Source organism: Bradyrhizobium sp. Leo114, from assembly GCF_055229415.2.
Genome location: NZ_JBUYEN020000115.1, coordinates 1 through 6,219, shown reverse-complemented (window position 1 = coordinate 6,219; position 6,219 = coordinate 1). Strand labels below are relative to the sequence as shown.

The 6,219-nt window shown below is 60.1% G+C and carries 5 protein-coding genes and 2 pseudogenes; 2 read left to right on the top strand and 5 right to left on the bottom strand.

Annotation, left to right across the window (positions count from 1 at the left end; translation table 11 throughout):
* Positions 1–860: pseudogene (locus ACZIRK_RS44365) on the top strand (hypothetical protein); the annotation flags it as partial.
* Positions 861–914: 54 nt separating this feature from the next.
* Positions 915–1,139: a hypothetical protein gene (locus ACZIRK_RS44360; RefSeq protein ID WP_165421630.1), complete on the top strand. Its 225-nt coding sequence runs from the start codon at positions 915–917 to the stop codon at positions 1,137–1,139.
* Positions 1,140–1,261: 122 nt separating this feature from the next.
* On the opposite strand, the gene ACZIRK_RS44355 is transcribed toward ACZIRK_RS44360, so the two are convergent.
* From ACZIRK_RS44355 to ACZIRK_RS44335, 5 genes and pseudogenes are all read right to left on the bottom strand, one after another.
* Positions 1,262–1,387 carry a hypothetical protein gene (locus ACZIRK_RS44355; RefSeq protein WP_283813353.1) on the bottom strand — a complete coding sequence of 42 codons (126 nt, stop codon included), beginning with the start codon at positions 1,385–1,387 and terminating at the stop codon, positions 1,262–1,264.
* Positions 1,388–1,537: 150 nt separating this feature from the next.
* Positions 1,538–3,622 (bottom strand): hypothetical protein, encoded by a 2,085-nt coding sequence (locus tag ACZIRK_RS44350; RefSeq protein WP_394570188.1) that lies wholly within the window; start codon positions 3,620–3,622, stop codon positions 1,538–1,540.
* A gap of 654 nt (positions 3,623–4,276) precedes the next feature.
* Entirely contained in the window at positions 4,277–4,948 is a 672-nt protein-coding gene (locus ACZIRK_RS44345; protein WP_028169373.1) for a hypothetical protein, read from the bottom strand.
* A gap of 48 nt (positions 4,949–4,996) precedes the next feature.
* Positions 4,997–5,513: pseudogene (locus tag ACZIRK_RS44340) on the bottom strand (hypothetical protein); the annotation flags it as partial.
* Between the two features lie 86 nt (positions 5,514–5,599).
* The coding region (locus ACZIRK_RS44335) for a transposase (RefSeq protein WP_474419742.1) at positions 5,600–6,219 on the bottom strand (620 nt) is incomplete at its 5' end.

The following is a 6,219-nucleotide window of genomic DNA, read 5'->3' as shown; positions in this document are numbered from 1 at the left end:
CCTTCGTCGAGCAGAAGAACGGCGCGGTCGTCCGGCGACTCGTGGGGTACGGTCGCTTCGATGGTGTCGAGACGACGCGCGTGCTTGAACGTTTGTATGCTGCATCTCGGCTGCACACCAACTTCTTCCAGCCGTCCTTCAAGCTGAAGGACAAGCGACGCGAGGGCGCGAAGGTGATCAAGCGCTACCATGTTCCAGCCACGCCCTATGAACGAGCACTGGGGCATCCGAGGTTGAGCAAGGTAGTCAAACGGCGTCTTCGAGAGCTTCATCGCACGCTCGATCCCGTGGCCCTGCTGGCCGAGATGAGAGACGCCCAGGCGGAGCTCGGCACGCGTGTCGACGCCCGATCGGGTAGGCTCGCGGCAGCAAGCCCACCGGCGCCGACAAAGATCGCAGCAGCGTTCGCGAAGGAGCTCGGCAATGACCTGCATCTAGGGGAGCAGCGCATCATCCATCGGCGCATGCGCAAGCCATACAAAAAGCGCATGAGAATGCCATCAATGCTCGATCCGCACCTCGCCAACATCGAGCGCTGGCTGACGGCCGAGCCCCGTCTGACCGCGCTGGCAATTCTCGGTCGCCTCGCTGAACAATGCCCCGAACAGTTCGGTCCTCCACAGCACACCATCGTGCAGCGCTTGTTGCGATCGCTCAGACGCAAAGCAGTCGAGACGATCATCCCGCGCACGGCTGAAGGTGCGGCACAGGCCGCTGACCCCGGGACTGGGGCCGCCGCTACGTGTGATGGGCACTCCGCGACGTCCCCAGTCCCTCCGATCCTGCGAGCAATGACGCAACCTCAGACCGGCCGACAGTCGGCGCTACGTCCGTCAAGCGAAAGTAACATCCTCAGATGAGGCAATACGAGAGCCAAATTTGAACGCCGATTGACAGATTGGACTACGCCCGAGTTGCTCGACCTGCAGATTCTGTTCCTCCGGGCCGCGCGCGTCGTCGACGATCGGAGCCTGGACCTACCCATGCCTTTGCGCGGCCTGATTGCCAGCAAGCTGGAGAAATCCGGCGTCCCAGCGCCGCAGACCGCAAAAATCAAAGGGTTCGTTCCGATCGGACGATCCGACCGGGCCAGTCTGTACGACGAGTCACTCCCTCCCGGTCTGATCCTGATCGAATAGACATGCGCGAGGCCCGCGCCGCTAGCGGCCATGCCGCCGCCGCGCCGCCGAGAAGCGTGATGCCAAGCACTGTCGCCGCCGCAGCGGTTTAAAGCCCATTTCTTCCTTGAGGCGTGTTCCGATCAGCTTGCGGCCAAGCCGGACCCTGTCGGCGTGGCGGTAAGTCCCAGGTCTGCCAGCACATCGAGCAGCCGCTCGAGTGCTGCGCGGACCTCGGCACCAAGTAAGTTGAATTTTGCCTTTGCCATTTCCTTTTATCCAAACGCTTATGCCGTCATCGCGCAGGCCGCTTCCCATAGGCGCCCGTGGCGCGAGCAAGCCTATGCCAGTGGCTGGACGGTGGACACTTCCCCGGTTCGCTGCCCCGTTGCCCCGAGGTTGCAGCCCAAGCGCGTTCCTCAGCCAGCTTCAGGATAAATACGAACACGGGAGCCGCCGTCCGTCTCCTGCAGCTCGGCCCTGTAAGGCACGCCGCGGATGTTGATATATGTCGGGCGCCCGACTTCCGGCATCCGGCGCTCCCCCTCTAGTACACGAACAAGGTAAGTCGGAAGCCAGCGTTCGCGGTGCTGCCACCCCCCGCGGATAAGAAACCCAAGATCCGCGACGGGCTGACGGGATGGCCCAGCTTCATTCATCGGCCTCGCGCGAGGATGATGGATGAGACGAACGTCCCTGCGCCCTGCCGGCCCAAACGTGGCCGAGTAATGCTCGCCGTTGATCGCAAACCGGCTTGGGCCGAACTGGTTCGGCAGGAGATTGATGTTACTCAGTACGTCGATCAGGACTTCTGAGGCCGGTTGCGAGCCGTGGCGCCAGCCCTCGCCGACGATAGGTCCGATATCCAGTAGATCCTGAGGGGCCCCTGATGGCCCGACGAACGACGGCGGTCTGGCGAAGTCAGGCGCCGGCGCAGAGTGAGCATCGTCCCGCAATTGATACGGTGTGGGCGGATTCAGGTTAACCAGTGGCTCTAGACCGCCGTAGATGTCTGATGACGGGGCTCTGGCAGAGGATGGCTCGGGTTCTTGCATCTGCTCCCCAAACCAATCCCAAGCTCCCGCGCTCGGGGTGGCCGGCGTTGCGGGAAGTCCTTGCGACGGGCTGGGCTGTGGGCTATGGCGCAGTGTGAGCGTGGATGTCGCGGGTTCTTGCATCGCCTCTCTAAACCAATCCCAAGCGCCCGCGCTCGGGGTGGCCGGCGTCGCCGGAAGCTCCTGCGGCGAAGCGTTCTGCCGAGCGCCTTCCCCGGCGAGCGGACGCGCGTGCTCAGGAGGAGGCAACCCTAGCGCTCTGTTCGCCTCGAGGACTTGTTGGTATCGCCGAAGCCTGAGCAAATCGGCATTGATTTTGGTGTCCTCGGTTTGCTGCCTGTACTGTTCAACATCTCGGGTCAGCCCATCGTCATTGAGTCGGCCAGCCATGGCCCCCTTGTCGCGCGTTTGCAGCCAATCACTCAGCCTGTAAAGGCGGCGTGCGTGTCGATCGACAGTCTCCGGCTCAATCCTGTGTGTCGCCTTTTCCGCGCTGGCCCACATGTCGATGAGGGTTGCGTCTGCGGGATAAGGAACAAGGCGGCGGATATCGACTGACAACGTTCTTCCGGCGCCGACGTCGCGGAGCTTTTTCAATGCCGCTTTGATGCGCCTGCTGCGATCATTCGCATAGGTTTCCACATCGTCATCCAAGCCAGCTTCCAACTCGGGGTTGCCAATTCGATCCGCGATTGATGGCCTCCCGTTCTGGCTAAGGCGGGCGCTCAAATGGCGCAGATCGGCTATCGCGTTTTTGATGGTGCCGTCGCCCAGTGGTTTGGTGCCGTCGTCCTGGGTGACACTGGCTTTGCTTTTGAAGTCCTCAAACAGCGCCTCGTCCTCCTCAGGGACCCCGCGTGTTCGGCCGGGCTGCTTGGCGTAATCCACGCGAAACTTCGTTGAAAGGATCTCTTGCCGAGCCGTGGAGCCAGACGGCTTTTCGCCGTGGCTCGCCCCAAACGCCTTTCCAACCCCTGATTTGATACGCGACCACAGTCCGCGATTTTTCCTGTTCTTCGTCTCAGTCGCGGGCTGCTCCTCAGATGGCAGGGTATAGCGCGTACTGCTGAACAGATCATCCCGCAAATTGGACCGCGGCGATACTTGGGCCGAAGCTCGAAAGTTAGCGCGGGGGAGGTCCACGCTGTGGCGCGTGCTGCTGAACGAGTTGTCCCTCAAGCGCGAGTGTGGCGGCATCCGCATTGAACCGCCGAGGGCACCGCGCCGGAGTCCTTCACCGCCGTCTGCGGGACCCTCATCAGGCGAACTAGACTTTGCGGAGTTCTCATCAGACGAATTGAGCTGCAACTCGTCCATTTGCTGTTCAAAGCTTGCTTGCGGGCTCGTGGTGCCCGATTGCTGCCCCACCTGCGGCTGCTGATAGTACGCTTGCGCGAATCCTTCCACATCAAAATCAAACAGGTTGAAATTGTTATTCGTTCGCTCCATGGCACCTCACATCACATAGCAAAGCTCGTATCTGGCGCACGGCAAGGTGATTGAGTGAAAGCGATGGAATTTTCGGCCGAGAATCCGGCTGCCGAAGCCTGAAACACAATCACCATCATTTGCCGCGGCCGAGACCGCCGCCAACGCCTCCGATTACTCCGAGATCAAGCACTCCGATGTTCATTCCTTCATGATAGGTGGCGTCGCCGTCTAGATATCGACGTTCTCATCCTAAGAGAGTTAGCTGTTAAGAAGCTGACGAGTGTCAGAAGGGCACAATGTGAAAATGGCGCCGGCGTTGTTTCTCAAGAAATATGCGGTGCACGTGCCACGTGATTTTCGTTCAAACCACGTATAAGGCCGTCCCGACACGGCACGTCGGATCAATACGAGCCTTCCCGTGGCACATCGTGAATGACCATGATCGAGCTAGATCAATCATGGCCTCTCGATCAAGCGCTAGGCTCGATCGGGAGGCACGCCGCTCCCAGTTTAAGCACGCCTCCTGCGCTACGCGCCCATCGGTACTGTCCGAACTATCCTGATAGCGGGCACACAACCTCGCCAATCTTTCGGAAACCATGCGCCGCAAGCACTCCGACGAAACCTCAAACACTCTTGTATCACGGGAGCTCTCCACATGTAGAGCCCGACTCAAGGCGACGGCTGTAGCATCGCTAATAGCTCGAGATCGCGGAACATGGTGTAATTCCGCCGGATCCACTGATGCAACTCGCTGGACGAATCCTTCTCGTCGCGAAGATATCCCGTGAATGAGAAGCTCAGTCGGTCGACGTAAGTCTTTAGAAATACCGGTAGCGCCGAAAAGCGGAGTACACGGCCGCCATCCATGGCGTCAGGTAACTCTCCGCGCAGCACGAATTCGTTGTGGACGGTGACCAGCGCCCCCGGCGGAATCCGCCGCCGCAGCATCTCATAGCTGCGCGAGGAGGCGCGGTCGCTAGCGGCGACGAATAGGATGATGGGGGCGACACGGCGACCGAGCGCCTCCTTCATGAAGCCGATCTCCTCGCACATCTTGAAGAATTCATCGAAGGCATGGAAGCCGAGGTCGATGACCTTGGCCACTCGGTCGTGCAGGATAAGCCGGTCCATCAGCTGCATCTTGCCGTAGGTGTCGATCACATCCGCCGTCTCAGTGATGTTAGGGGGGTAATCGACGAGTGACGGCTCCTTCAGGTTGACGTCGAAGGAGAGCGCAGAGCCGTTCTTCAGCAGCAAGAACTCGCTCAGAAGACGAGAGACGAGGGTCTTGCCGACCTGCGGGGTCGGAGAGCAGATGATGTAGACGGGCGTGGCTAACATCGAGCGAGTTTCGTAGGGGGTTCAGGCCTTCAATGGGCGAACGAGCGATTATTTTTCGCCGCCGCCGGTCACTGACTTGGCGCCTGCCACTTCAGTCAAGTTGATGCGATCATATTCGCGCCACACATTGGCGAGCCAGTGCCGGACATACCCGCGCAGCACGAACGAGTAGTTCGCGGCCTCGTCGTGCCGGCCCTTGTTGGCTATGAAGTCGACGAACGGGACGGAAGCAACTTCGACTTGCTCATAGGCCATCTCATTGAGCTTAGGGATCGTCAACTCGGTCGCGTTCTTGATTCGGTGGAAATAGGAGATGTAGGTCGACTGGTCCCACTGGAAGAACTGAGTGTCGTTGATGAAGTTCTTGACCAGAAAATATTTTGCACCAGCCATGAAATTGGCGGTCTCGGCGATCTCGTCCAGGGAAGCGATGGAGGATCCCAAGGTATGGAATACGGCAAAGGTGATCTGGCCAGACGGCGCAGCATCCAAAAAGCCGATGTCGCGCAATGAAGCCAGCGCCTTGGACAGTAAGCCTGCTGCGGGCGTCGATCACAGTGACGGATAGCCCTAACAGTCTGCTGAAAAACGTGAGGAATGAAGCGTTTTTTTTTGTTGCGGAGGCCTCGTTGGGCTGGCGCGTCCGGGAGGCTAGGTCTGGGCTGGCTGGGCTGCAACCAGTTTGGGGATGCGGATCAGATTATAGGCGATCAGATTGAGCAGGAAATCGGCGGCGACGCGACCGATGCCGCGATGTTTGGTCTTGCGCATGGTCCCGTGCTGCTTGCCCCAACCGAAGATGCACTCGATCATCGCCCGGCGCGATTGTGACATGCCGTATCCCGGATGCCGCGTGGTTCGTCCGTCGATGGCGCTGTTGCGGTTCTTGCCGGTTTTGGTGACGGCCTGGTTCTGCGTCACATGCGGTGTCACGTTGATGGCACGAAGATTGGCCACGTGATCGGCGGTATCGTACGCCTTGTCCTCGCCGGCCGTGATGCGGTGGCCGGCGGCTTTGCCTTGGGCCTTCAGCATGATCTCCGAGGCGCGGCGTTCGGTCGCCAGCCCATGCCGGTTCTCCATTGTGGCATGGCCCATATAGCAGAGCTTCGCCTCCCGCCCGGCCGCCTTGCGGTAAAGCCTGCTGTTTGGATCGCTGGTACTCGCATGGGTGTCGTTCTTGCGCTTCTGGCCATGGAAGTTTGCGCCGCCATCATCGTCACCGCTACCGTCCTTGGGACGAAAGCTCTTCTGTGACGCCCAGGCTTCGA